The sequence below is a fragment of the Sphingomonas sp. TZW2008 genome, from assembly GCF_002117915.1.
Classification (GTDB): domain Bacteria; phylum Pseudomonadota; class Alphaproteobacteria; order Sphingomonadales; family Sphingomonadaceae; genus Sphingomonas.
In genome coordinates, this window is the sequence record NZ_BDJB01000015.1 from 18645 (window position 1) to 44564 (window position 25920).

15 protein-coding genes are annotated in these 25920 nt (G+C 64.8%); 6 read left to right on the plus strand and 9 right to left on the minus strand.

The features are described from left to right. Positions 1-89 precede the first annotated feature (89 nt). The 4 genes from B7L05_RS15595 to B7L05_RS15610 are packed head-to-tail and all read left to right on the plus strand — an operon-like array spanning position 90 to position 12857. The gene (locus tag B7L05_RS15595) at positions 90-5234 is read left to right on the plus strand and encodes a DEAD/DEAH box helicase (RefSeq protein ID WP_085811218.1); all 5145 of its coding nucleotides are present in this window, start codon (positions 90-92) and stop codon (positions 5232-5234) included. Further along, positions 5144-8032 carry a DEAD/DEAH box helicase gene (locus B7L05_RS15600; RefSeq protein ID WP_256926797.1) on the plus strand — a complete coding sequence of 963 codons (2889 nt, stop codon included), beginning with the start codon at positions 5144-5146 and terminating at the stop codon, positions 8030-8032. Before B7L05_RS15595 ends, B7L05_RS15600 begins: the two co-directional genes overlap by 91 nt. After that, the gene (locus tag B7L05_RS15605; protein ID WP_085811220.1) at positions 8032-12078 is read left to right on the plus strand and encodes an N-6 DNA methylase; all 4047 of its coding nucleotides are present in this window, start codon (positions 8032-8034) and stop codon (positions 12076-12078) included. Before B7L05_RS15600 ends, B7L05_RS15605 begins: the two co-directional genes overlap by 1 nt. Next, positions 12075-12857, plus strand: a complete 783-nt coding sequence (locus tag B7L05_RS15610; protein WP_085811221.1) for an HNH endonuclease — start codon at positions 12075-12077, stop codon at positions 12855-12857. The genes B7L05_RS15605 and B7L05_RS15610 overlap by 4 nt, the downstream gene beginning before the upstream one ends. A gap of 343 nt (positions 12858-13200) precedes the next feature. Here B7L05_RS15610 and tcmP read toward each other — a convergent pair whose 3' ends face one another. The 6 genes from tcmP to B7L05_RS17780 form a co-directional block, all read right to left on the minus strand. After that, on the minus strand, positions 13201-14361 hold the full coding sequence (gene tcmP, locus B7L05_RS15620) for a three-Cys-motif partner protein TcmP (protein WP_085811224.1): 1161 nt from the start codon (positions 14359-14361) through the stop codon (positions 13201-13203). Next, positions 14358-15089, minus strand: a complete 732-nt coding sequence (locus B7L05_RS15625; RefSeq protein ID WP_085811225.1) for a DUF5131 family protein — start codon at positions 15087-15089, stop codon at positions 14358-14360. Before B7L05_RS15625 ends, tcmP begins: the two co-directional genes overlap by 4 nt. 331 nt (positions 15090-15420) lie before the next feature. Further along, positions 15421-15708, minus strand: coding sequence for a hypothetical protein (locus B7L05_RS15630; RefSeq protein ID WP_085811227.1), 288 nt, complete (start codon positions 15706-15708; stop codon positions 15421-15423). A gap of 3 nt (positions 15709-15711) precedes the next feature. Further along, positions 15712-18975 carry an error-prone DNA polymerase gene (locus B7L05_RS15635; protein ID WP_085811228.1) on the minus strand — a complete coding sequence of 1088 codons (3264 nt, stop codon included), beginning with the start codon at positions 18973-18975 and terminating at the stop codon, positions 15712-15714. Further along, complete coding sequence (locus B7L05_RS15640; protein ID WP_256926798.1) at positions 18972-20756, minus strand: DNA polymerase Y family protein; 1785 nt, start codon at positions 20754-20756, stop codon at positions 18972-18974. Before B7L05_RS15640 ends, B7L05_RS15635 begins: the two co-directional genes overlap by 4 nt. After that, positions 20671-21432, minus strand: a complete 762-nt coding sequence (locus B7L05_RS17780) for an ImuA family protein (RefSeq protein WP_256926799.1) — start codon at positions 21430-21432, stop codon at positions 20671-20673. Before B7L05_RS17780 ends, B7L05_RS15640 begins: the two co-directional genes overlap by 86 nt. Positions 21433-21911: 479 nt before the next feature. Here B7L05_RS17780 and B7L05_RS15650 point away from each other — a divergent pair, with 479 nt between their 5' ends. Further along, positions 21912-22106 carry a hypothetical protein gene (locus tag B7L05_RS15650; RefSeq protein WP_085811230.1) on the plus strand — a complete coding sequence of 65 codons (195 nt, stop codon included), beginning with the start codon at positions 21912-21914 and terminating at the stop codon, positions 22104-22106. A gap of 16 nt (positions 22107-22122) precedes the next feature. Continuing rightward, the gene (locus B7L05_RS15655; protein ID WP_085811232.1) at positions 22123-23478 is read left to right on the plus strand and encodes a UvrD-helicase domain-containing protein; all 1356 of its coding nucleotides are present in this window, start codon (positions 22123-22125) and stop codon (positions 23476-23478) included. On the opposite strand, the gene B7L05_RS15660 is transcribed toward B7L05_RS15655, so the two are convergent. From B7L05_RS15660 to B7L05_RS15670, 3 genes are all read right to left on the minus strand, one after another. Further along, entirely contained in the window at positions 23415-24224 is an 810-nt protein-coding gene (locus tag B7L05_RS15660) for an IS5 family transposase (protein ID WP_085811234.1), read from the minus strand. The two genes, B7L05_RS15655 and B7L05_RS15660, sit on opposite strands and share 64 nt — an antisense overlap. A 194-nt stretch (positions 24225-24418) precedes the next feature. After that, complete coding sequence (locus tag B7L05_RS15665; protein ID WP_085811236.1) at positions 24419-25084, minus strand: hypothetical protein; 666 nt, start codon at positions 25082-25084, stop codon at positions 24419-24421. Positions 25085-25125: 41 nt separating this feature from the next. Further along, entirely contained in the window at positions 25126-25890 is a 765-nt protein-coding gene (locus tag B7L05_RS15670) for a CsgG/HfaB family protein (protein ID WP_179187245.1), read from the minus strand. Between the last annotated feature and the right edge of the window lie 30 nt (positions 25891-25920).

Below are 25920 nucleotides of genomic sequence, written 5' to 3' on the forward strand. Positions count from 1 at the left end.
CTGCCAGAGAGTCCCGTCACCCTTAACATTTCCATTGAAGTGCTTCGACATCGTCCGCACTTTTGCAGCGTGATTACTGGGGGAATGCAATGAACGTCTTCGATTTGGATAAAGAGGTAATCGCAACCTATGAATCCTTTTCTCGTTCGTTCGCGAATATTCGTGCACCTGATCTGCTTGCTCAGGTGTCAAAGATCTATGAAGATGGCGTATTCTGGCCCGAGCCGCTGCTCGGCATTAATCCGCGCTATCTTTCGGGCCCGAAGGTGACCGATCTGGTCGCGAGCGGCGATCTCGATCCCGCGCTCGCGACTATTTTTGCCAAGGGTGATCCGCGCGAGCCGATTCGCCTGTATCGACACCAGGCGCAGGCCGTCGCCAAAGCGAAGACCGGCCAGAGCTATGTCGTGACCAGCGGCACGGGTTCGGGGAAGTCGCTGTGCTTTTTCATCCCCATCATCGACGAAATCGTTCGGGGTCGTCGCGCGGGTGCCGCGCGCGGGACGAAGGCCATCATCATCTACCCGATGAACGCGCTCGCGAATAGCCAGCTCGAGGAGCTGCAGAGCTACATCCGCGATTGCGATCTGCCCGATAACTTGAAGCCGACGTTCGCGCGGTTCACCGGACAGGAGAAGGACGCTCGCCGCCAGCAGATCGTCAGCGAGAATCCTGACATCATCCTGACCAACTTCATGATGCTCGAACTGCTCATGACCAGGCAGGACGATATCGATCAGGCCATGATGGCAAACGCGAAGGGCCTTCGCTTCCTCGCTCTGGACGAACTCCATACGTATCGTGGTCGCCAGGGTGCCGATGTCGCGATGCTCGTGCGCCGCGTCCGCCAGCGCCTGACCACCGAGGGCAGCCTTATCTGCATCGGCACTTCCGCGACCATGTCGTCGGCCGATGATGACGGCGAGCGCAACCGCGCGGTCGCCGATGTCGGCAGCCGGCTGTTTGGCGTTCCAGTCAGCGAGCACGATATCATCAACGAAGACTTCGAGCGTGCGACCAATCCGGCTCGCACCGCAGACGGCCTCGGTGCGGAGCTGGCCGGCTTTCTACAGCAGGATGTTCCGGATCATCTGACCGACCATAATTTGGTCGATAACCCGCTTGCGATCTGGATCGAGACGCGCATTGGGCTGGAGGAAGGCCTGAAGTGCCGCCGTCGTCCGCCCATCACAGTAACGGACGCAACCAAGCTGCTGGCCTCGGACACCAAGCTGGATGAGAAACTGTGCAGGGACAGGCTCGTCAAGATGCTGGCCGTCATCGGCCTGCCGGAAGACGAGCGTGGCGGCACGGGAGATAGGTCGTTCCTGACCTTTAAGCTGCACCGCTTTATCTCAGGCGCGGGCACGGCATACGCAACCCTGCGTCCAGCGCCTGGGCGCCTCGTGTCCATCACGGGCGACAAATACCATCCGGACGACTCCGAGGCGCGCCTGTTCCCGACCTATTTCTGCCGTGAGTGCGGGCAAGAGCATCATCCCGTGACCATGCTCCCAAATGGCGCGGTCGTGCCGCGTGACATCGACGACCTGCCCAAGGACGCCATCGAGGACGACGGCACTATGCATGGATACATCGTGCCTGTCGTAGGGGCTGGCCTTCATTTCTCGGGGGATCCAGAGGACTATCCGGAGGACTGGCTCGATCTTGCATCGCCGTCGCCGCGCCTAAAGTCCGCCTACCGCGGCAAGCAGGAGGGCTCGCTTCTGAAGATCGGACCCGACGGTCAGACCGACGAGGCGGGGATCGAGGCGTGGTTCTTCGCGGGCGCTCATCGCTTCTGCGCCAACTGCAAGAACATCCCGTCGTCGCAGGCGCGTGAGCGAAACAAGCTCGCCAGCCTTTCGGCCGAGGGGCGTAGCTCGGCCACGACCCTCATCACCGCCGCATTGCTGTCGGCGATGCATGAAGATAGCTCACTGGGCGAATACCAGCGCAAGCTGCTCGGCTTCACCGACAATCGTCAGGATGCGGCGCTGCAGGCTGGGCACTTCAACGATTTCATCTTCGTCACGCTGCTGCGCGCGGGCCTGCTAAAGGCCGTCACTGACGCCGGCGATCGCGGACTTGAGCATCAGCGGTTCGGGGATGCCGTCCGCCAGGCGCTCGGATTCTCACGCGACAACAAGGAGCGTCTGGCAGAATGGATGGCCAATCCGGATGCCCGTGGCCTGATCGCGTTCGAGCAGGCGGAGCATGCGGTCACCAAGGTGCTGGCCCATCGCGTGTGGAGCGATCTCCGCCGTGGCTGGCGCTTCACCAATCCGAACCTCGAAGATCTCAAGCTAATTGAGGTTCGCTTCCCCGGTCTCGATGAACTTGCGAAGGACCATGATCTTTTCGCTCGCGATGACTTCCTCACGAAAGCGTCGGTCGAGACCCGCAAGGAGCTGTTTAAAATCCTGTTCGACGCCATGCGCAAGGGGCTGGCAGTATCGACCGAGGCTCTCGAGAAGCAGCTGATCGGCCAGGTCGCACAGGAAGCGCAGCAAAGCCTTCGCTTCCCCTGGAACATTGAAACTTCGGAAGCAGACCGCCTGCGGACCGCCGGCGTTCTGATGATCGATGCGCCGAAGCGTGAGACGATCTCGAACGCCGAAAACGATGCAATCACCCGCGGCGGCTACATGTCGGCGATCGGCAAGGCACTGTGTCATTCCCGACTCTGGGGAGCGAGCGCCCCCAAACGGAAGAACTATGCCGGCTTCATCGAGACGCTAGTCAAAGCGGCCGAAGCTCATGAGATTCTGCGCAAGGTCCCCATCGGTGGCGGCGACGCCTGGCGCCTCGCTCCCGCTGCGCTGCGTCTACACATCGCGGCTCCTTCTGGTGGGGATGTGAAGGCCAATGCCTTCTTCCGTGATCTCTACACGTCGGTCTCCAAGTCCCTCGGCGACCAAGGGGCGCTCGCGTTCGCGTTCGAGGCGCGCGAGCACACCGCCCAGGTCGAGAACGATGTCAGGCAGTGGCGCGAAGACCGCTTCCGCTTCGCTGAGGCTGATCGTAAACGCATCGCCGGCAACAAGGAGCTGATGAAGGACAAGGAGGAGCCGGACAGCTTCCTTCCGATGATGTTCTGCTCGCCGACGATGGAGCTGGGTGTCGACATCAGCGCGCTGAGCACCGTGTATCTGCGCAACGCGCCCCCGACGCCTGCCAACTACGCACAGCGCGCGGGTCGCGCGGGAAGAAGCGGTCAGGCCGCGCTCGTTGTAACCTACTGTGCCGCGCAGTCGCCGCACGACCAATATTACTTCAACGACCGCAAGCAGCTTGTCGCGGGTCAGGTGAAGCCTCCCGCCCTCGATCTGGCGAACCGCGACCTCATCGCCAGCCACATCCATGCGGAATGGCTGGCGACCGCTCGGGCGCCGCTCTCCGCGTCGATCCCGCAGAACCTCGACATGGACAACACCGATGGCTTCCCGGTTGCGGAAGCCCATCTGCACGCCTTCGAGCAGGTCAAGCAGGACACCCAGCTACCCCGTGATCTCAGGGCCATCCTTGAAACCGTCACGCCATATGTGGAACTCGACGCGTTCCCGGATCTCGCGGATTTGGACACGCTGATCGAGACGGTCATCGCTACCGCCAGCCAAGACTTTGACACGACGTTCGAGCGGTGGCGCGATTTGTATCGCGGTGCGCTGCGTGAGCAGGCGGATGCCGACCAGGTCCGCAACAAGACCAATGTCGCGCCCGGCGAGCGGAAGGCTGCCGCTAACCGCTACAAGCTGGCGGCCGACGAGCTTGAGATGCTGGTGCATGGTCGTGCAACCAACGGCTCCGATTTCTACACCTATCGCTACCTCGCCACCGAGGGCTTCCTTCCGGGATACAACTTCCCCAGGCTGCCGCTCTACGCCTTCATTCCGGCCATGCGCGGCACGGCGGTGCTCCAGCGGCCGCGCTTTCTAGCCATCTCGGAATTCGGTCCTAATAGTCTCGTCTATCACGAGGGGCGCGCATTCCGCATCATCAAGGCAAAACTGCCGGCGGGACGCCGGAGCGACGACGGCAGCCTGGCCACGGACACTCTTCTGCTGTGCGGCCAGTGCGGTGCGGCCGAGACCTCCGCGATCGCCGAGCGCTGTCAGGCTTGTGGAAGTTCTCTGGGCGAAGCCGAGCGCCTCGACTCCGTTTTCCGTATCGAGAACGTCGAGACGTATCCCACGGCCCGCATCACGGCCAATGACGAGGATCGCCAGCGTCGTGGATTTGAGATCCAGACCGTATTCGCTTGGACCGGCGGTCCCGGCAGCGTCCAGACCATCCAGCTGGAGCATGACGGCGCATCGCTCGCGATGTTCTCCTTCGGACGCCGCGCCAAGATCACCCGCCTCAACAAAGGGCTCAAGCGCCGCGCCGAAAAGGCGATCTGCGGCTTCGTCATCGATCCCCTTTCGGGCCGCTGGCTTGCCGACAAGAACAACGATGACGGAACGGGTGCCGATCCGGGCAAGTCTCGCCAGCAGCGCATCGTGCCCGTGGTCGAGGACCACAAGAACTCGCTTTTGCTCATCCCCGACCGTTCCCTCGGTTTCGAGCTGCACGATATGGCGACGCTCCAGCACGCCCTCGTGCGTGCGATCGAGATCAGCGAGTCGCTGGAAGAGGGTGAGATGCTCGGCGAGCCGATGCCCAACAGGGACGATCGCCGTGCCCTGTTGCTCTATGAAGCGACCGAAGGCGGTGCCGGCGTCCTCAGCCGTCTGATGAACACACCCGGACGCTGGCAGTCGCTGGCACGCACCGCGCTCGAACTCATGCATTACAAGTTCGACGACAAGGGTGCGCTCGTCGAAGGCGACAAGCCGTGCGTCGAGGCCTGCTACCGATGCCTGATGTCCTACTTCAACCAGCCGGATCACGAGGATCTGGACAGGACAAATCCGAAGGTCATCGAGTTCCTTTTGTCGATGGTGGGAGCCGAAACGGTAAAGTCTGCTCACTCCTCCAATGCGCCAGCTGCAAGCAACGGACCGTGGATCAACCGCCTGAGCGACTGGGAGTTGCCCGTGCCGACGACGACGATGGTCGATGGTCAGAGCCACGACCTCTACTGGCCGGGCCAGCTGCTGCTCGCCGTGCCGGGCGGCGCGCCCGCCACCCTGACCGCGTCATGCACCTCCCGCGGGATCGACGTGCTCGATCTGCCGACGGATCCGCCGACGACCATTCCCGCCGACCTCGCGCGATATTTCGGAAAGTGACTATGGAAGCGATAGACTACCGGCCGGGAACGCTGGTCACCGCGCGGGGACGGGAATGGGTCGTGCTGCCGTCCCAGATGGCCTCGACGATGCGCCTGCGCCCGCTGTCCGGCGCCGAGGCGGACGTCATCTCGCTGATCCCGGCCCTGGAACGCTCACCGGTCCGGGCGTCGACCTTTGCGCCGCCGCGCGCGGACGCCATCGACAACCAGGACGGCGCCCGACTGCTCGCCGACGCCGTGCGCCTGGCGATGCGGCGCGGGGCCGGTCCGTTCCGAAGCGCGGCCCAGCTCGGCGTCGAGCCCCGCGCCTATCAGCTCGTGCCGCTCCTCATGGCGCTCAAGCTCGACGTCAAACGCCTGCTGATCGCCGACGATGTCGGCATCGGCAAGACGATCGAAGCCGGCATGATCATGCGCGAGATGTTCGATCGTGGGCAGATCGACCGCTTCGCCGTGATCTGTCCGCCGCACCTCGTCTCGCAATGGCGCGAGGAGCTAGCGACCAAGTTCGACCTCGATGCGGTCGAGGTGACCGCCTCCAATTCGCGATCGCTCGAACGCGGCCTGCCGGCATCGCAGAGCCTGTTCGAAGCCTATCCCTATACCATCGTCAGCCTCGACTACATCAAGGCCGACAACCGGCGGGACGAGTTCGCCCGCGCCTGTCCGGCTCTCGTCATCGTCGACGAGGCGCACAGCTGCGTCGGCGGCGACCAGGGCAAGAGCAAGCATCAGCGCTACGAACTGCTCCAGCGCCTCGCCGCCGACGAGGAACGGCACATGCTGTTCCTGACGGCGACGCCGCACTCGGGCGACGAGGACGCCTACGACCGGCTGCTCGGCCTCATCCACCCTGACTTCGCGCTCGGCCCCGATGGCGGTGATCGCAACGCACGCGAACGCTACGCCTATCGGCTTCAGCAGCATTTCGTGCAGCGGCGCCGCGCCGACGTCGAGGAGGACGAATGGCAGGCCGCCAAAGCCTTCCCGAAGCATTTCGAGGACGAGCGCACGTTCACGCTCACCGGCGACTGGGCGACGTTCCAGGAGGACGTTCTCGACTATTGCGTCGGCCTGACCGAGAGCGCCGGCGACAATGCGCAGAAGCGCCGGATGGCATTCTGGAGCACGCTTGCGCTCATGCGCTGCATCGGCTCGTCCCCGGCGGCGGCCCACCAGGCACTGACCAACCGCCTCGCCGGCCTCGGTGAGGAAAAGGAGATTCAGGCTGCCGTCTTCGACGAGGAGGACGGGCTGCTCACCGACAGCGACATCGAACCGGGCACCGGCGTTGCCGAGGACGAACGCCGCGAACTTGAGGCGCTGATCGACGCCGCGGCGCGGCTCGCGGACAAGTTCACGCAGGACCCGAAATACAAGGCGCTGGTGACGACGCTCAGCGAGCTGATCAACGACAAGTCGGCATCGCCCATCGTCTTCTGCCGCTACATCGCCACGGCCAAGGCGGTGGGCGCCGCCCTCGCGGGCAAGTTCAAGGGCCACCGCGTCGAGGTCATCACGGGCGAACTCACGCAGGAAGACCGCCGCACCCGCATCGAGGCGATGAACCCCGACGAGAAGCGCATCCTCGTCGCCACCGACTGTCTGTCCGAAGGCATCAACCTCCAGGCGCTGTTCGACGCCGTGGTTCACTACGACCTTAGCTGGAACCCGACGCGCCACCAGCAGCGCGAGGGCCGCGTGAACCGCTTCGGCCAGCCATCGGCCTCGGTGTGGACGGTCATGATGTATGGCGAGAACAGCATGATCGACGGTGCCGTCCTCGACGTCATTACCCGCAAGGCAGAAGCGATCCGCAAGGCGACCGGCGTTACCGTGCCGATCCCCGAGGATTCCACCAGCGTCTCGACCGCGCTCATGCGCGCCATGATGCTGCGGTCCAAAGGAGGCCGGGCGCAAGGCATGCTCGACCTGTTCGGTTCGACCGACGCCGTCGACCGCCAGTGGCGCGACGCCGAGGAGAACGCCCGCAAGAGCCGCGCCCGTTACGCGCAGGGCACGCTCAGGCCGGCGGACGTCATTCCCGAATGGAAGGCCATGCGTGCTCTTCAGGGCGGCGAACAGGAAGTCGAGCGCTTCACCCGCCGCGCCCTGCAGCGCGTTGGCCAGAACCTTGCCCGCACCGCGACACCGACCGTCGTCTTCGACCAGCTCCCCGAAGCGATGGCGGAGAAGCTGCATGCCCGAAACCTCACGGGATCGCGCCGGATCGGATTCCTCGACGATCCGGCTCCCGCTGTCATGCACGTCGGCCGCGTGCACCCGCTCGTCGCGACGCTCGCCGAAAGCCTCGCCGAGGGCGCTCTCGACCCCCTGTCGGTGAAAGACGGGCGACCGCTCGGCCGGTGTGGCGCCTGGAAGAGCAGGGACGTCACACAGATGACCACGATCCTGCTGCTGCGTCTGCGCTTCACCATGACCACAAGCCGCCGCGCCAACCGCACGCTGCTGGCGGAGGAGGCAACCGGCCTCGTCTTTGAAGGGGTCGGGACCACCCCGATTCTGACCGGGCACGACGCACTGGCGCTGCTCGAAGCCGAAGCCGCTTCCAACATCGAAGAAGGCGCCATTCGGCGGCGCATCGAGCAGGCGCTGGCGCGGCTCGACTCTTATGACGACGCGATCGCCACGTTCGCCCGGCAGCGCGCCGAGGTTCTCAGCGAGGATCACGAGCGCTTGACGTCCGCGGCGCGCGGCGGCGCGACCACCGAGGTTAAGGCCGCGATCCCGGCCGACGTGATCGGGCTCTACGTCCTCATCCCGGAGATGGCGTAATGGTCGCCAACAAGCGCGCTGCGGACATCGGCCTCGCCGCCGTCCATATCGAAGGCAGCCTGATCGCGCCGGCCGAAGTCCTGCGCATCGCGCGTCAGACGCCCGACGACAAGCTCGCCATCGACTATGGCAGTCTCAAGGGCACCGACCTTCGCGAAAAGATCTCAGGGCTGTTCAACGTCGGTCGCGCAACCTGGCGCGGATACGACCAGCTCGAAAGCCCGACCGTCCAGCAGACCGCCGCGTTCGCGCGTTCGATGCTCGAAGAGGTCTTCGGCTTCGATCGCCTGACCGGTCCCGTCGATCACGAACACGGCGGTCATCGCTACCGCATCGCCTGGGAGGCCAAGGGCGGCCGCGTGCCGATCGTGGTCGCCGCGCCCGACAAGACGGTAGACGCCTTCGGCAAGGCGCTGCCTGAGTTCGGTGACGGTTCGGTCGGCTCGCGCGCGAAGCGCAGTCCCGCCGTGCTGCTGCAGGACTGGCTCAACGCTAATCCCAACTTCTACTGGGGCCTCGTCTTTGCCGGCGACCGCGTGCGCCTGATGCGCGACAACGCCAGCTTCACCCGCCCGGCCTACATCGAGGCGGACCTCGGCGCGATATTCCGCGACGAGATGTATGCCGACTTCACGGCACTCTGGCTCCTGATCCACGCCTCACGCTTTGGCGCCGAAGATGCCGCTCCGTCGGAGTGCGCGCTTGAACGCTGGCGCGATGCCGGCGAACAGGCTGGCACCGAAGTGCGCGCCCACCTGCGCGGCAACGTCGAGGAGGCCCTCGGCATCCTCGCGCAGGGTTTCCTCGATGCCGACGAAAACCTGCGCGCCAAGCTCGATAGCGGCGACCTCTCGATGCAGGACTGGTTTAACCAGATACTGCGCACCGTCTATCGCCTGATCTTCCTCGCCGTCGCCGAGGACCGCAACCTTCTCCATGCGCCCGACACGAAGGCGGACGTGCGCGGCCTCTATGCCGACAACTACGGTTTCAATCATTGGCGCGACCGCGCGACGCGGAAGCTCGCCTACGACCACCATTTCGACAACTGGGAGACGATCAACATCGTCTTCTCCGCGCTCGAGGACGGCACCAAGCCGCTCGGTCTCCCGGCGCTCGGTGGCTTATTCCGCGCCGACCAGACGCCGGACCTCAACGCGGCGAAGCTGTCGAACCGCGCCTTCCTCGAGGCCGTGTTCCGCCTCGCCTGGTTCGTCGACAAGAGCCGCTCCCGGATCAACTGGCGCGACATGGCGACCGAGGAACTGGGCAGCGTCTACGAGAGCCTGCTCGAACTCGTGCCGTTCCGTGAGAATGGCGGACGCACCTTCGTGTTTGCTGGCGGCGTCGAGACCAAAGGCAACGCGCGCAAGACCAGCGGCAGTTACTACACCCCGGACTCACTGGTGCAGACGCTGCTCGACAGCGCGCTCAACCCGGTGCTCGACCGAGCCGAGCGCGATGGTGGCGCGGAGGCGATCCTCAAGCTGAAGGTGATCGACCCGGCCTGCGGCTCGGGCCACTTCCTGCTCGGCGCCGCGCGCCGCATGGCGAACCGGGTGGCGCAGGCGCGCAACATCGACGCACCCGACTATCAGGCCGCCATGCGCGACGTGGTGCGCAGCTGCATCCACGGCGTCGACCGTAACGCCATGGCGCTCGAACTCGCCAAGGTGGCGCTGTGGATCGAGACGGTGACCCCGGGCAAGCCTCTGGGGTTCCTCGACGCCAACATCGTCTGTGGCGACAGCCTTCTCGGCATCTTCGACCTGAAGGCGATCGAGCAAGGCATTTCCGACGAGGCGTTCAAGCAGCTTAGCGGAGATGACAAGAAGGTCGCCGCCGACCTGCGCAAGCAGAACAAGGCCGAGCGCGACGGACAGGGCGCGTTCGACTGGGCGAGCGGCGGGGCAGCCGTCATGCCGCCCAGGAAGATGGCCGCCGACGTCGGCCACCTCCGCGATCTCCCCGAGGACACGGTTGCGGAGGTAGAGGCCAAGCGTGCCAGGTTTGCGGCCTGGGTCGTCGACCCCAAGCGCGCCGCCACACAGCGTGCGTGCGATCTGCAGATGGCGGCGTTCCTGCTGCCGAAGGTCGATAACGGCGGCGTGTTCGCACGACCGCTGGTGCCGACCACCGCGACCGTGCGGCAGGTCCTATCCGGCAAGCCGGTGAACGCCGACCTGATCGACGCCGCAGTCAGGACGGCGAACGATGCCTCCGTGCTTCACTGGCCGCTGGCGTTCCCCGAGGTCATGATCGGTCGCGGCGGTTTCGACGCCGTTCTCGGCAACCCGCCGTGGGAGGTCATGCAGCTCGGCGAGGAAGAGTATTTCGCCAGTCGTGATCCCGACATCGCGGCGATGAAGGGCGCGCAGCGCAAGAAGGCGATCGCGAACCTCGCCGACTCCGATCCTGCCCTGTTTGCGGCTTATGAGCGAGACAAGCGCGCGTTCGAAAGCGCCAACGAGTTCGCGCGGGCCGGCGGCAGGTTCGATCTGACGGCACGGGGCAAGGTCAATACCTACGCCCTGTTTGCCGAGCACTTCCTCAATCTCACTCGCGAGGGCGGAAGCGCTGGCGTCATCGTGCCCACCGGCATCGCCACCGATGCCACCACGGCGCCGTTCTTCGGCCATCTGGTCAGCACGCAGCGCCTTGCCGGCCTGACGGACTTCGAGAACAGCGCACCGTTGTTCCCAGGCGTCCACCGGAGCTTCAAGTTCTGTCTGCTCACCATCGGCAGCGGCGTGCGCGAGGCCGACTTCGCCTTCTTTCTCACCGATCCGTCGCAACTGGAGGATGCGCGCCGCCGCTTCAAGCTGTCGCCCGAGCAGATCGCGCGGATCAACCCGAATACCAAGACGGCCCCCGTCTTCCGCTCGCAGCGCGATGCCGAGCTGACGGCTGCGATCTATGGCCGCGTGCCCGTCCTGATCGAAGAGGGAGTGAAGGACGGCAATCCCTGGAACGTCGAGTTCCGTCAGGGTCTCTTCAACATGACCAGCGACAGCGGGCTGTTCCGCACGGCCGCGCAATTGGCAGCTGCTGGATTCGTCCGTGACGGGACCGACTGGGTGAAGGGCGAGATCGAGGCGGCCGGCTCAGCGGCGACCAGTAAGCCGCGTCAGTCTTCGCTGGACCTCGCCGGCGGCCGCGATGCCAATCATCTCGAACTTACCGGTGGAGGAGCGGGGCAGCGCGGCATCGAACGCTACGTGCCTCTCTATGAGTCAAAGATGTTCGATCAGTTCAACCACCGCTATTCAGATTATTCGAGCCGAGGAGACGAGCGGGGCAACCGGGTGTTGCCCGAGTTAACTTTAGAGCAGTCAGCTGATCCCTCTCACGAGATTGAGCCATTCTATTGGGTTGATCTGCAAGAAGCCCGCGCCCGAAAGGCGAGTGAGAACTACTTAGTTGGATATGGCGAGGCTACGACCGCCACAACCACCCGAACTATGGTTATGACAGCTTTCCCTTTCTCTGGTGTAGGTCATAAAACTATATTATTGTTTTCGACTACTGACCCGCAATATCGCGCCGCACTACTTGCTAACGCAAATGCGCTTGTCTTGGATTACATCTGCCGAACGAAGGTTTCCTATCTGACTTTGGCGCAATTCATTGCCAAACAGCTCCCCTTCGTTTCGCCCACCGCCTACACCGAAGCCGACCTGGCCTTCATCGTCCCGCGTGTGCTGGAACTAACCTACACGAGTCATGCCATGGCCCCCTTCGCTCGCGACCTCGGCTATAACGGCGGACCCTTCGCCTGGGACGAGAATCGCCGCGCCGACCTGCGCGCCGAGCTCGATGCTTGGTATTCGCTTGCCTATGGTCTCGACCGCGACGAGCTTCGTTACGTGCTCGACCCGAAGGAAGTGATGGGGACCGACTATCCGAGCGAGACTTTCCGGGTGCTGCAGAAGAACGAGACCGCCAAGTATGGCGAATACCGCACCCGGCGCCTGGTTCTTGCCGCCTATGACGAGCTCATCCGGCAGGGCATGCGCGTCCGTAAGGAAGGGTATCGCCAGAAGTGACCGTGTCGACGGCCCTTCGTGCAATCACCGTCCCGTTCGCCGTCAGCAGCGAGCTACAAGGCGCTGCCAACGGACAGGGCTATCGCGTGGCCATGGGGGAATCCAACGGCTGGCAGTTCTGGCAGTCCGCCAGCGCCCCTGGCGAGATCGCGCTCGCCAGCATGGGAATCGAGGGGCCATGGTTCCTTTCCGTCCAGCACAGCGGCGTTGCCAGGGAGCTGGAAGCGGATAAGGCGGAGCCCTGTGCCCGCGGCCACGTGGCAGGTTTCGCGTTCGCGACGCGCGATGCACTCTATGAAGGTGTGCGCCGGGCCTATGAGTTGGCTTTGTCGCTCCCCACGCTTCCCCTCGAGCGGTTCAAGGACGAACTGGCCAAGGTCGGGGCCACCGAACGCGACGCACTAATCCGGCAGCGTGTGGGCCAGGACATCTTCCGCGACGCCTTGATGACCTATTGGCGCGGCACCTGTCCGATGACCGGGATCACGGATCCCGAACTTTTGAGGGCTTCACATATCATTCGCTGGGCCGACTGCCCAAACGACGAAGAGCGCCTAAATGTCCACAATGGCCTGTTGCTCTCCTCGCTTTGGGATGCAGCGTTCGACACCGGCCTCATCACGTTCGACAGTACCGGCCAGATCCTCGCCGCGCGCGAGCTCAGCCGCACCGCCCGCGCCGAACTCCGTGTAGAGGAAGCCCGACCATTGGTTCTCGTCGAGGCCGCCCAGGAGCGCATGGATTGGCACAGGAAGAACCGCTTTCGCGGAAAGGTCTAAACGGCCGTGAGCGCTCCGCCGCCACTATCGGACGAAGAGGCTGCCGACTTGGCTCTGTCCATGTCGCCAACGGAGCGCGGTGTGATCGCTCTCTTCGCGAGAGGCAAAGCATGGCAGTATGGCACGATCGCAGAGCGACTTGGAATTTCCTACGCCGAAGTCCAAGCTGTAGGGCAGAAGATGCAGCGTGCCCGTTTGGCGCACATATCCGTCATACCCTACGACGGGTGTCGCCTCTTCCTGAATGAGCGCGGCGAGCAAGTGAAAGTTGCTCTCCAGATGTTAGCCAAGATTCAGGAAAACCGAGCCTGTTCTCCGGGAATCTGACTTTCAGGGCGACGGTTCACACATCGCTAAGCTCGTAATTGTCCGCTGGAATGCGCTTATTCGGTTCCCATCCTCTGAATGCGATCACGCCAGACTTCCTCAACTCAGCAGCCATCGTCCCGGCATCCGTCTTGCGGATCGCGTGATCGGCAAGCAGCCGAGGCCAGACCTTGCCCCACTGTATTCCAGTTTCAGATGCCGCGATGTCGAGCAGCGATGACCTGGCGGCCGCTCTTTGGTCGTCAAGAAATTGGCGATGGGATACAGGCGCGGTCTCCCACGTGCTGTCGAACAGCGAGCTCTGCCCAGCGGTCTCACGCTTCTGAAAGGAACGCTGTCCCGAAATCGACGACTGCGTTTCCAATGCCTTGATCTGACAGTCGCGGAACACAGCGATGCCCGGTGGCTCACGCGTGCCATAGACCAGGAAATAGAACGTGCGGTTCGTGCCGGGGTAGCGGATGTCGACGTCGGCGACATACTTATAGCCACCCACCGACATCACCGCCTCCTTGAAGCAGGCAAGGAAGGCCGCCTTACGCTCCGTCGGACCAAGAGCGTCGTCAGCGGCAAGACGGGACCGCCAGTCGATACCGGGGAGAAGGCGGTCATAGGTGTCGCCTAGGCTGCCAAGCGACGTGAATCTGTTGGCAAAGTCATACATGAAATTGAAGACGACCTCGCTTTGAGGTCGCGCCAACAGAGGACGGAGCGCTTCGAGATCGAGTTTGAAACCTTTGGGATCGATCAGCGAGAACGAAAATGCCCGGCTTGGGATGCGCGTCGCAATCTTCGGAGCCAGCGCAAGGAAGTCGCCGTGATGTGGGTGGACGGTGACGTCTGGAAAACTGGTCCCGATCGTCTCCAGTTCCGCAAATGGCTCCGCCTGCTTCTCAACCAGATGAGCAGTCATCCTGACCGACCGGCGCTTCTGGGGTATTTCCAGCCACGACTGGCGAGCCGCGGTCATGCTTTGCAGGGCGATACCGAAAGACGTGTCTCCGTAGGCCTCATCCCCGCTCTTCCATGGGCCTGAATAGCCATCGATGTAGATGACTTCGTCATAGGCGCTGGCGATCTTGTGGACCAGACGCTCAAGATAGTTGCGCAGGAAGTGGTGCTTGACGAAGGCCTGCTCGCGGCCGGCGTAGTGCGGGGGAACTTCGACTTCGATCATGCCGCCACCTGGCTCGGCATCTCATTCCACTCCCGACCATCGAGCTCACGTCCGCCGGTCTTGGGCCTGATGCCGCCCCATTGCTTGAAGAAGAAGGCTACCCCTTGCGCCGCACACATGTCGCGGATCTCGCGTGCCCATTCGATCGCCATCGGGCGGGCGCCTGGACCGCTCTCGCCGCCGGCGATGACCCAATGGATGCCGGTGAGATCGACCTCGCCGACTGGCCCGATCAGCGGCTCCACCGACAGGAAGCGGACACCAGCGGGCGCCTGCCGCAGGTGCCCGATCCGCGCGCGCGATCGTCCATCCTCAACTGATACGCCCAACCAGATGTGGGCGGGCGGCTCGGCGTCGCGGTAACGGCGCCGCAGATAGTCCCGCATCAGCGAGCTGCGCTTCGTCAGAACCTGGAAGACGTGCCAGTCGGCTCGCTCCATCGTGTCGAACACTCTGTCAATGAACGCGCGCGGCACCTCCTTGTGGAAGAGATCGCTCATTGAATTCACGAAGATCATACGCGCCCGCTTCCAGGCAAGCGGTTGACCCAGCCGCTCCGGACGGAGCGTCAGATCGAAGCCGTGCTCGAACGGATGGCCGGGGATCCCGCGCCATCTCTCCGAGAAGCGCTCCGCATAACAGTTGTCACATCCAGCAGTGGTCTTCGTGCAACCCGTTACCGGGTTCCACGTCGCATCGGTCCATTCAATTGCACTGCCATCTGCCATTCAAAGCCCGCCCATCGGAACGTAACATGAATCTACGACATCGCGGTTCGCAGCGCAACGGAAACGGCATCAGGCTCTATGAAGACGGGCTCCGACACGATGGTAGCGATCTCCGGCCCAAGGACTAGCTTTGGTCGCGTGCGATCGGCAGGGCAGAATGAGACGGAACGGCCGTCAACTCAAAGCGGACCGCCAAAAGTTCCGTCTGGACGCAATCTATGAATAGCGGCTTGTGATGAGGTCACGACCTAGAAGAGCTTCGAGATGACATTGCCTGTCTACGTTTTGGCGACTAACATGGACGGCCGGGCGCCCATGGCAAACGATCCGCTCACAACGGCGAAACGTCCTCGTACCGCCCCGCTTTCCGCAGCTGCCGCACGATGCCGTTGAAGGCCGCGGTCACGCCCTGCGCGCGCCCGATCTCGTTGGTCTGCGAGGCGGCGTCCCAGTAGAGCTCGCGCGGCCAGCGCTCAGGGCAGTGCGGCAGCAGGCAGCGCAGCGCCAGGCGCACCTCGATCCCGTCGACCGTTGTCTCCGAGCATTTTGCCACGCCGGCGCGCAGGATGTGCACTGACAGCGCGATCACGACGCGCTGGTGCCGCGGCAGCGTCGACACGGATCAGTGAAAGTCGTGCGACTTGAAGCGCACGACGTCCTCAGGATCCATGCCCTCCGCATGGGGCGGCCAGTAGCAGTTGCGCGGCTCCGGGCTCCACTCCTTGTCGCCACGGTCGGGCGAGCCGGGGTGCTGGGCGGCATCGCCGCGGCCAGTGCGGTGCGGGAACGACATGTCGCCGACGCGGTGGAGAAGGTCGCCGTGGTCGACGATGCGGTCGCAGATGACGTGGATGACCTCGCCTTCCTTCTGCACCCGCCCCTTTAGGCCGACCATGGAGGCGGACATCACGGTGCGGCGCTGCGCCTCAAAACGGTCGGGCCAGAGGATGCCGTTGGCGATCCCGGTCTCATCCTCGATCGTGATGAACAGCACGCCCTTGGCGGAGCCGGGCTTCTGGCGGACGAGGATGATGCCGGCGACCTCGACGTAGCGGCCGTCGCGCACGCTGGAGAGATCCGCGCAGCGCGTCACGCCGCGCCGTGTCAGCTCGTCGCGCACGAACGACAGCGGATGCGCGCGAAGCGACAGCTGCAGGTTGCGGTAATCCTCGATCACCTCTCGGCCGTCGGTGAGCGAGCGGAGCTGCACCTCTGGCTCGATCCCCTCGGCGCTCTGCGTCTCGGCTGCACGATCGGCTGCGGCGAAAAGCGGCAGCGGCGCCTCGCCGAGCCCCCTCACCTTCCACAGCCCCTGCCGGCGATCGGCGCCGAAGCTGTGGAAGGCGTCGCCGTCCGCCAGCTTCTCGATCGCGGCGCGCTGCGCGCCGGAGCGGCGCCACACGTCCTCGACGCTCTCGTAGGCCGTCGTGCTGCGCGCCGCGACGATCTTGGCGCCATCCGCGTTCGAAAGCCCACGGATCTGCCTGAGGCCGAGCCGCACGGCCAGGTAGCGGCCGCCTGTCCGCTCGAGCGTGCAATCCCACCGGCTCGCGTTGACGCAGGGGGGACGAACCTCGACGCCGTGCTCGCGCGCGTCGCGCACGATCTGCGCCGGCGCGTAAAAACCCATGGGCTGCGCGTTCATCAGCGCGGCGCAGAAGACGTCGGGATGGTGGTGCTTCATCCACGAAGACGCGTAGGAGATCTTGGCGAAGCTGGCGGCGTGGCTCTCGGGAAAGCCGTAGGAGCCGAAGCCTTCGAGCTGGCGGAAGGTGCGCTCGGCGAACTCGCGCGGGTAGCCGCGCGCGACCATGCCCTCGATCAGCTTCTCGCTAAAGTGGCTGACCCCGCCGGTGAACTTGAAGGTCGCCATGGCGCGGCGCAGCTGATCCGCCTCGGCAGGTGTGAAGCCGGCGCCGACGATCGCCACCTTCATGGCCTGCTCCTGGAAGAGCGGCACGCCGAGCGTCTTCTCGAGCACCGCGCGCAGCTCGGGGCGCGGGTACTCCGGCCGCTCAAGACCCTCGCGTCGGCGCAGGTAGGGGTGGACCATGTCGCCCTGGATCGGACCCGGCCGCACGATCGCGACCTGGATGACGAGATCGTAGAAGCGCCGCGGCTTCATCCGCGGCAGCATGCTCATCTGCGCGCGACTCTCGATCTGGAAGGTGCCGAGCGTGTCCGCCTTCTGGATCATGGCATAGACGTCAGGATCGTCGTCCTGCAGGTCGGCCAGCCCGACGCGGATGCCCTTGTCCTGCTCGAGCAGGTTGAAGGCCCGGTTCATGCAGCCGAGCATCCCCAAGCCGAGAACGTCCACCTTCATGAACTTGAGGGAGTCGATGTCGTCCTTGTCCCACTCGATGATCTGGCGGTCTTCCATCGCCGCGGGCTCGATCGGCACCAGATCGTCGAGCCGATCATGGGTCAGCACGAAGCCGCCCGGGTGCTGTGACATGTGGCGAGGCACGCCGATCAGCTTGCGCGCGAGGTCCAGCGTCAGCCGCAGCCGCCGATCGGCAATGTCTAGGTTCAGCTCCTCGACCTGCTTCTCGCCGACGCCCTCCGCCGACCAGCCCCAGACCAGCCCGGCCAGCGAGGAAGTCAAATCCTCCGGCAAGCCCAACGCCTTGCCGACGTCGCGTACCGCGCCGCGCGCGCGGTAGCGGGTCACGACCGCGGTCAGCGCGGCGCGGTCACGCCCGTAGGTCTCGTAGATCCACTGAATGATCTCCTCGCGGCGCTCATGCTCGAAGTCGACGTCGATGTCGGGCGGCTCGCGTCGCTCGCCCGACACGAAGCGCTCGAACAGCAGCTCGTGCTTGATCGGGTCGATCGAGGTCACGCCGAGCACGAAGCATACGCAACTGTTCGCGGCCGAGCCACGGCCCTGGCACAGGATCCCGCGCCGGCGCGCCTCACGAACGATGGCATAGACGGTGAGGAAATACGGCGCGTAGCCCAGCTCGCCGATCAGCCGCATCTCATGCGCGATCTGTGTGGTGTAGGCCTCCGGCACGTTGCCGTCGAACATCCGCTCGACCGCCTCGGTCGCCAGCTTCTGCAAGGCCTCCTGCGCCGTCAGCCCCTCGATCAGGCGCTCGTGTGGGTACTGGTAGGCCAGCTCGCCGAGGTCGAAAGCGCAGAGCTTGGCGATGTCGACGCTCGCCTGCAGCGCATCGGGATAGGCGCGGAAGCGGCGCACCATCTCGTCCGGCGATTTCAGCGCTCGATCGGCGTTCACCTCGCGGCGGTAGCCGAGCTCGTCGACGGTGCATTTCTCGCGCACCGCGGTGACGACGTCCTGCAGCAGCCGTGCCTCGGGCGCGTGGTAGAGCACGGCGCCGGTCACGACGGCGCGCACGCCGGCGCCGCCCGCCTGTCGTGCGAGTGCGTCGATGCGGACCGCGTCGCCCGGCCGGCGCCGCTGGTAGAGCGCCATGTAGCCGCGGCGCCCGTAGACCGCCTTGAGGTCCTTCAGCGCGGCCAGGTTCTCATCGTCTGCCTCGTGCGGCAGCAGGATGGCGATGACGCCCTCGGACCATGGCTCGAGGTCGTGCCAGTGGAGCAGGCATCCGCCCTTCCCTGCCCGCTTCTTGCCGACAGTGAGCAGCCGCGTGATCCGCGACCAGGCGGGGCGGTCGGTGGGGTAGAGCAGCAGACGCCGGCCGCAGGAGAGATCCACGCGTGTGCCGGCGATCGAGCGCACGCCGGTGGCCTTCTGCGCCTCCCATGCGCGCACGACGCCTCCGACCGTGCCGATATCGCTGACGCCGATCGCGGGATAGCCGAGCAGCGCCGCGGCCGCGAACAGCTCCTCGGGCGACGATGCGCCGCGCAGCAGCGAGAAGTGGGTGAGCACCTGCAGCTCGACATAGTGGGTCATCCGAAGACCCCGTGCATCCACCAGGAAAGGTCCCCGGTGTCGTCCTCGAAGCCGTCGCCACGGCGGAACACCCAGAAGCGGCCGCCCGCATCGTCCTCGACGCGGTAATAGTCGCGTACCGCCCACACCTCGGCATCACGGCGCCACCACTCGCCATGGACACGCTCGGGCCCATCGCCGGCGACGATCTTGTACGTCTTGCCGCGCCACTCGAAGCGACGCGGTGGCTGGTCGGGCATCAGCGCCATCACGCGCGCGAGCGGCTCGGGTCGCGCGAAAAGCCGGATGGGTCGTGGCCACTTCGGCCAAGGTCCAGGCATTTCGTTCGGGTCGGAGCGAGTGACGGCTCGCTCGGGCACGTGGCTCTCGACCGGCGCCACCCGGAAGACGGCACGCGGGCCAATCCTGCCGGCGATCACGTCGACGAGCCGGGCGGGGTCCCGCACCAGCGCCTCGCCGGCGAGCACCGCGCCGAGGTCGACCGCGTCGAGCGGCTCGGTATGCGGGGCGACGAGCCAGAACTGCTCGAGGCCCATGCCCGGGTCGATTCGCTCGATCTTCAGCTTCAGCAGCCGTAGCAGGTGCGGCACCTCCCGCGTCGGCCGCGACGTGCCAACGGCGACCACCTGCTCGGTGCCATCGACGCGCAGGCCGGTAAGCCGCAGCGCGCGCGCGCCAATCCCGCGCTCCTGCAGCACGTTGGCGAGGTCGCGCAGCAGGTCGCCCATGACCTGCTCGATCGCCTCGGCGGTGCCGATCGGCTCGAGCAGCCGGCGCTCGACGAGCGGCACCTCGGCATCCTCACGCGGCGTAATCGGCTCCGCGACCGCGCCCAGCGCCTGGTCGAGCCGCGTGATCGCCGGCAGGCCGAGGCGGCGCGCGAGCGGACCGCGCGCGACCGGCAACAGATCCGCGATCGTCTCGAAGCCGAAGCGCCGTGCGGCGCTGAGCGCGCTCGGAGCGAGCCGCAGTGCCGCGATCGGCAGCAGCGCAAGCGCGCTGGCGGTTGCACCCGGCGCCGCTCGGATCAGGTCGCCGCGGCCGTAGCGCGCGAGCGCGTGCGCCGCGCCGGGCGTGTCCGCGACCGCCACGCGTGCCGTGAAGCCTGCCCGCCTGCAGAAGGCGATCAGACGCCGGCAGAACCTCTCCTCGCCGCCGTGCAGGTGCTCGCAACCGGCAAGATCGATCCAGAGGCCATCCTTCGGAGAAACGGCCGCGATCGGCGACCAGCGGCGCACCGCGAGGAGCGCAAGGCGGTCGAGCAGCGCGGCGTCGGCTTCCGGTTCGGCCGGACGGAAATCGAGATCCGACACAAGCGCGCGTGCGTGGGTCGCTGCCATGCCGGGATGCACGCCCAGCGCACGCGCGTCGTCGCACGCGGCGACCACCTCCTCGCGCCGGCCGACTTTGTCGATCAGCGCCAGGGGCGCGTGCTCAAGCGGCTTCGCTAAGGGCGCGCTGATACGCGGCGTCGATGTCGCTGCCTTGTAGGGGTGACTAGCCGCCTCAGAGCGCCGGCCGAGCTCGCGCATGGGCGGCTGCGCGTGCGTCGGCAAGGTCGCTATCTGCGCCTCGACGTCACCCCGTGATGGTAGCTCATCCGGCGCCCAGCGCGCGCCTGGCCGCCAGCCGCCGCCACGCGGAACGGAGCAGGCACCTGGATCGTCGTCGACGGGTAGCTGGAGCGGAAGCCGGTCAGGCAGCCGCGTGGCGGACCGTTCCAGCCGTCTCAGCCGCTCGATGGCCAAGTGCGGCAGGAACAGCGAGACGACCCGTCTCATCGCTGCCCTCCACGATCAGAGAAAAGGATTCACCGCCCCGCTGCCGAGCAAGCTCGACACTCCAGCGCGGTCGGCCGACGCCTTGCACCGCAAGCCGCTCCGACGGCGCGCTCCCGATCCGCCAGCGCGTCCACGCCGCCGAAGGCTCCGCCAGCGGGTCTTGGTCTCGCGCTTTCCGGCGCCGGAGGAGCAACACCGGAATGTCAGCTTCGCCCGCGACCAACTGAAGCCGCCGTGTCGCAACCATTGAGACCTTCGATGCCTCAGCGACGATTGCCGATGGCGTGCCGTCCCGGACCGCGTCCTCGACAACGGCGAGCAACGCCGCGTCATCCCGCGGCTGAGCATAGATGACGCTATCCGCTGGTAGACCTGCCTGAGCCAACCCGGGAGCATAGAGGTCGGTACGGCAACTCGCCCATAGCACTGGTCCCCCGCTCGCTTGCGCTTCCCGTGCCGCAATTCCGGCGAGAAATAGCTTCGTGGCCGCGTCGTCGACGAGGGATGCCGTCAGAGCGGCCGCTTCATGGAGCGCCCCCGCACGCAGCCCCCCTGCCCCAAGCCGCCCATCGATCTGATCCAGGCCAAACGGCAGGACGCGGAAGTCCGAAAGCGGGCTCGCGACCGCGCGAAGCTGGGCTATGGTGGACGGCAGAGAATCGGAAACGGGGAACATGGGACTCTAGACTCGACTCGTTCCCTTTATGTTCCGTAAAAGGTCGGAGTCGGTCAAGGCGGTTTAAGATCGTTCCGTCGCGTCCGGCTCTGCCAGCTAGATCGCACCGGATCCGATCCAATTCGATCACATCAGCTCTTTGGCCCCTCGCCCTCGACACTACCTTGGTCGAGAACGGAGGGACGGGATGGGCGATATCGATAAGGCGAGCGCGATTTCGCTCATGCAAGACGCCTTGGCGATCCTGGACGCGCTTCCCGACGACAAGAGCCTCACGGCTTGTCACCTGCAGGCAGCGATCGACTGCGCGACAGGCGCTCTTCCGCTCCGCACCGGAGAGATGCTCGATCCCGACCTGATCGACAGAGTTCTAGGACCCTCGGTTTCGACAGCGTTGGGACCGTCTGACCTCACGTTCCCGACTATGCGGATTTCTCCCGACGTGGCACTCTCCGAGCAGCTCACATCAGAGGAAAAGCATGACCGTCGCAGAGGTCGAAATGGAGGTGGACCGGCTTCGCACCCTGGCCACCCACGACACCGAGGCCGCAGCAGCCGGCGCGGCCGAGCTTCGCACGACCGTATTGCTGGAGATCGCTGACGGAGCGCACGATGCCGTGGCTCTGGCGAAAGCCGCCCTGGTCACCATCGACGAGGACATAGGCGGCGACTGACCTGCCCGACGGCACAATGAAGCTCACCGAAGAACAGCAAGCGATCATCGCCCGACGGCCGACACAGACAATCAAAGTCAGCGCCTTCGCCGGCTGCGCGAAGACGTCGACCTTGGAGCGGTATGCTCGGGCTTGGCCGATGCCGAGCCTCTATCTCGCCTTCAATCGCTCGATTGCCGACGAGGCCCGCGGGCGCTTTCCGCCATGCTGCGAGACGAGAACGGCTCACAGTTTCGCCTATCGCGCGCTAGATATTCGCAGGCGCGGTAACGTCGTTCCGAAGCTTCGGCAGGAGCATCTCAGGCCCTATGAGCAGCACTTGGACGGCGTCGCCGGCATGACGGACGGTCAGGTCCGGACGGCCGTGATCCGGACGATCGAGAACTTCGCCATGGATGCCGGCGCCGTATTCAAGCCCGAGCACTGTACGGCCAAGACCGAAGGCCAGCGTTTGGAAATCCGCCGCATGGCTGCGGCCGTCACGGGCGAAATGCTCCGCTTCGAGGAGCATCAACACGCTATCACCCACGACCTCTACCTGAAGCGCTTCGAGCTCTACCATCGCATCGAAGGTCCCTACAAATACCTCCTCCTGGACGAGAGCCAGGACCTTTCCCCGGTGCTCATCTCGATCGTCGAGAAAGCGAACTTGCCAACCGTCGTGGTCGGTGACCCATGGCAATCAATCTACCGCTTTCGTGGCGCAGTCGACGCGATGGACGCCTTCAATGCGCCTGAGCTTCCGCTTACGCAAAGCTGGCGCTTTGGCCCAGAGATCGCCCGGATCGCTAATTACGTCCTGCGCCACAGCTCGCGGCCGCCGAGAGCCAAGATCAAGGGCAACCCCGCGCGCGAAACCACCGTCTCCCGCTATACTGGCAGGGTCCGCCCTGGCCGGGGCACCGCGATCCTCGCCCGAACCAACGCGCGGTTGTTCGACAGCCTCGTCAACATCGATCGCGCCTTCCACCTTGTGGGCGGCCTCGCAGACCTAACCCGGCAGCTACTTTCCGCATACGCGCTCTGGAAAGGGCGATTGGGCGATGTCCTCGACCCCGGCGTCCAGCGCTTCTCGAGCTGGCGGGCACTCGATCACGCTGCCGAGATCGGCGACGGTGAGGCTCGCCGCCTCCGCGACATCATCCAGAAGCATGGCGATCGGCTACCGTCGCTGCTCGAGCGCTTGAAGGGACACCACAAAGACGACGAGGCGGAAGCTGAACTAGTGGTCAGTACCGCACACCGCTCGAAGGGGCGCGAGTGGGACGTCGTATATGTACTGGACGACTTCGAGAACCCTAGAGGCTGTTATGAACCTGCAGCGAGTGTGGCAGCCTGCTTCATCATGAGACAAGCGAAAGCGACGACGTGAAGTCCGGCGAGTGTTTCGGGATAACGTTCATAGTCTTTGACGAGGCGCCGGAAGCGGGTGGCCCAAGCGAATGAACGCTCCACCACCCAGCGCCGCGGCAGCAGGACGAAGCCGCGCTTGGCTTCCGGCAGTTTGACGACCTCGAGCGAGATGCCGTGTTCGGCCGCGGCGTTGGCGGCCCGTTCGCCGGTATAACCCTGATCGACATAGGCGACTTCGACATGGTTTTCGGTGACAGCCTGCACGGTGCGGGCAAGCCGTTCAACCTCGCCACGATCGTCAGCGCTGGCTGGCGTAACGTGCAGCGCAAGCAGGTGCCCCAGCGTATCGACGGCTATGTGGATCTTCGAGCCCTTCTTGCGCTTGCCGCCGTCATAGCCCGCACGCTCGCCGCTCTCCGGCGTGGAACGCAGCGTTCGACTGTCGATGATCGCGGCACCGGGTTCGGCCTTTCGCCCTGCCGCCAGCCGCAGTACGCTCCGCAGATCGTCCACCATCGCCTCGAAGCAGCCCGCCGCCAGCCAGCGCTGCGTCTGCTGGTACACCGCTGCCCAAGGTGGCAGGTCGTTCGGCATCCAGCGCCACGGCGCGCCTGTCTTCACGATGTAGCGAAGGCCGTTGAACACCTCGCGCAGGTCATGCTCCCGCTGCCCGGCATCCTCACGCTGCAAAAGTAGATACGGGACTACCAGCGACCACTCCTCGTCGCCAACGTCAGACGGGTACGGCTTACGGCAAATGCTCATCCAACCCCGGATGAATCTGCCTCGCTCACAAGTCCATAACAGCCTCTAGCGAGTTCGTCAAGCGCCGCCAGACAGATCCGAACAAGACCGAGGAGATGGACCAGGAGGTCAATCTTCTCTACGTCGCCCTATCCCGTGCGGTCCGCGAGCTTCACCTAGCGCCGGATCTCTTCGCCGCACTTGCTTGAGCACCGTTATAGCGGCTCGGGCGTCGACAGGCTCGGTCGAGTAGGCAAATTGCCGTCGGGACGACGAACTAAAGTTATGACGTGACCCGACCGGGGGCCGAAGGTCATTTCGTCGGCGACAAGTTCATGAGTCGTTGAGGAGCCGAAATATCGGGTGGGACCATGCCACCGCTGACCTTCAATAAGCGCGACGCGGTATGTACCTGGTGGAACAGCAATGGACGCCTCACTATTCCGATGAACAAAGATCGAAATTACATGCCGATCATCGGATCGCCGGCGGAGCTGCACTACGGCGTTTGCATCTCCGGCCTGAACGCCCAGAGTCGATGTTGCGGAACTCGGGTCAACGTCTTCGGCAACGGCGACACTGCCGTTCGATGGAAAGGCAACCTCCGGCTCTCGATCGGGAAGAAGCCAACCCGCTCGTTTAAGCTGCAAGCCGGCAGGAATCGCCATCGCCACAAACGAGAGCAATAGGATCAGGCCCTGCGCCGGATGGGGCTTCAGCACGGCGCCACGGAAGCGACCCCGCTGATAATCATGGCCGCGATTAATCTCGTCGAACCATCCACGCTCTACTCGCGCCTTTTTGTCATTCCAGCGTGTCGGCCCTGCGCCCGATCGAGCGCGGTAGCGGTCGCGCATGTAATCCCGATCATCAAGTCCCATTGCCCCCCTCCCCCAAAGAAAACAGAACCTGTTCGATGCGATCAATTTGAGCCTTGGGCTGGGGTCACCGTCGTTACAGCTACCTGGCGGTCCCGGACAGCGCGAACCTGAGGGACAAGCTTGGCGTAGGCGTCCAGAAGAGCTGCGGATGTCACCTTGGCTATGTCGGTGCTGTCCCCACCTCCAACCAAGCCGAGCCCGAGACCCGTAAGGCCGCCTGCCAAGATCTTGAGGTCCCGCTTACGCGCAGAGCCGGTGGCAACCGCTTCTTGTATTCCGGTCTTCACCGACACCAGCGTCAGCATCGTCTGGCTTTCGAGCTTCTTCTGCTTGATACCGCCTAGACCGCCGAAGCCTCCGCCAAGCCCGCCCAACGCCCCTCCCCGGCTGCCGGCATCTTCGTCCTGATAAACGATCTGCGCCGTCAGCATATAATCTGCGGCGGTAATTGTCGGCCCACCGGTACTGCCCGCGGTCTGCCCACCGGCCGCAAGCATCCGCTCCCGCTGGAGAGCGTCGAACCCCTCACCCCTGTCCACGACCTGGAAGCAGGCGCTCTGGGCCATAATCATCTTGAGCAGCGGGATCGGATCAGCCGTTGCGGTAGAGTAGCCCTGCTGTGCGCGAGCCAAGTTCATCAACGCCGCCATGCCGGGCGGCAACTGCCCGCTGGCATTGTCCTGCTTTTTGGACTCCACGAGCGCCACAGTCCCGATTGGCGCCGCGCATTTTGGCAGCTCCATGTTCTCGTTCACCATGGTGCCGCCCTTGCCCATCTTCTGCGCCCACACGGTCGCAGGAGCCATCAAGCTGGCCACGAGCGCGGCCGCGCATAG

What these genes read in the sequence shown, in the direction of transcription:
- B7L05_RS15595 (WP_085811218.1), top strand. Translation starts at nt 90, where the DNA reads ATGAACGTCTTCGATTTGGATAAAGAGGTAATCGCAACCTATGAATCC.
- B7L05_RS15600 (WP_256926797.1), top strand. Translation starts at nt 5,144, where the DNA reads ATGCACCTCCCGCGGGATCGACGTGCTCGATCTGCCGACGGATCCGCC.
- B7L05_RS15605 (WP_085811220.1), top strand. Translation starts at nt 8,032, where the DNA reads ATGGTCGCCAACAAGCGCGCTGCGGACATCGGCCTCGCCGCCGTCCAT.
- tcmP (WP_085811224.1), bottom strand. Translation starts at nt 14,361, where the DNA reads ATGATCGAAGTCGAAGTTCCCCCGCACTACGCCGGCCGCGAGCAGGCC.
- B7L05_RS15625 (WP_085811225.1), bottom strand. Translation starts at nt 15,089, where the DNA reads ATGGCAGATGGCAGTGCAATTGAATGGACCGATGCGACGTGGAACCCG.
- B7L05_RS15635 (WP_085811228.1), bottom strand. Translation starts at nt 18,975, where the DNA reads ATGACCCACTATGTCGAGCTGCAGGTGCTCACCCACTTCTCGCTGCTG.
- B7L05_RS15640 (WP_256926798.1), bottom strand. Translation starts at nt 20,756, where the DNA reads ATGAGACGGGTCGTCTCGCTGTTCCTGCCGCACTTGGCCATCGAGCGG.
- B7L05_RS17780 (WP_256926799.1), bottom strand. Translation starts at nt 21,432, where the DNA reads ATGTTCCCCGTTTCCGATTCTCTGCCGTCCACCATAGCCCAGCTTCGC.
- B7L05_RS15650 (WP_085811230.1), top strand. Translation starts at nt 21,912, where the DNA reads ATGACCGTCGCAGAGGTCGAAATGGAGGTGGACCGGCTTCGCACCCTG.
- B7L05_RS15655 (WP_085811232.1), top strand. Translation starts at nt 22,123, where the DNA reads ATGAAGCTCACCGAAGAACAGCAAGCGATCATCGCCCGACGGCCGACA.
- B7L05_RS15660 (WP_085811234.1), bottom strand. Translation starts at nt 24,224, where the DNA reads ATGAGCATTTGCCGTAAGCCGTACCCGTCTGACGTTGGCGACGAGGAG.
- B7L05_RS15665 (WP_085811236.1), bottom strand. Translation starts at nt 25,084, where the DNA reads ATGGGACTTGATGATCGGGATTACATGCGCGACCGCTACCGCGCTCGA.
- B7L05_RS15670 (WP_179187245.1), bottom strand. Translation starts at nt 25,890, where the DNA reads ATGGCTCCTGCGACCGTGTGGGCGCAGAAGATGGGCAAGGGCGGCACC.